Annotated in this window: 1 pseudogene; it reads left to right on the top strand. The window is 65.5% G+C overall.

What is annotated here, in order from left to right:
• Window positions 1-911: pseudogene (locus XcuCFBP2542_RS18940) on the top strand (hemagglutinin repeat-containing protein); the annotation flags it as partial.

Genomic DNA, 911 nt, shown 5'->3' with positions numbered 1-911 from the left:
GGCTTCGGCAGTAGCGGCAACCAGACCGATGCCAACGGCAACCCGGTGCAGCCGAGCGCTGGCGAGCAGTCGCGCGACATCGGCAACACCATTGCCAATGGCAATTATGGCAAGGCCAACACCGGCAGCTTTATGCCCGGCGTGCCGATGAGCGAGAGCGGCAGCGACACCGGCCAGACCCGCGCCACGTTGACCGAAGGCACCATCAAGATCGGCGGCAAGACCACCACGGCCGCGGCGACGGGCATCAACACCGATGCCAGTGCCGCGCATGACGCTGTTGCCACCCTGCCGGACGTGCGCAAGATCCTGGGCGAACAGCAGGCAATGGCGGCGGCGGCCGGCACGGTGATCGCAACGGGCAGGCAGATCGGCCAGGACATTGCCGCATCCGCCGAGAACAAGGCGCGCGCCATCGAGGACCAGTACAGGGACGGCCTGAAGACCGAGGATGAAAGAAATCGCTTCGCAGCGTTGACACCCGCCCAACGGGAAAGCGAACTGCTACAAAACGTTCCGGACTATCGCTCCGCCTACGACTCGAAGCAACAATGGGGCACGGGCGGCGACTATAGCCGTGCGTTGCAGGCGGTTACCACCGTGCTGGTTGGCAGTGTCGCCGGTCAAGGTACTGTGCAGGTGGCAGGCAATGCCTTGGCGCCGTATGCCGCACAGCTGGTCGGCAAGACCTTCGACCAGAACCACGGCAGCGATCCGAACGCCGTGCTGCAGGGCTTGTCGCACGCGGTGCTGGGTGCAGTGCTGGCCCAGGTGAATGGCACGTCCATGACGGGCGGCGCGCTGGCCGGCGCCGGCGGTGAGCTGGCGGCGCAGTACCTGACCAAAACCCTGTATGGCGACGACCCGCAAGCCTACGGCCCGGATGGCAAGTTCGATCCGAATCGGTTGTC

It is taken from the genome of Xanthomonas cucurbitae (assembly GCF_002939885.1).
Classification (GTDB): Bacteria; Pseudomonadota; Gammaproteobacteria; order Xanthomonadales; family Xanthomonadaceae; genus Xanthomonas; species Xanthomonas cucurbitae.
The sequence above is the reverse complement of the archived record's forward strand: the minus strand, read 5'-3'. Positions and strand labels throughout refer to the sequence as shown.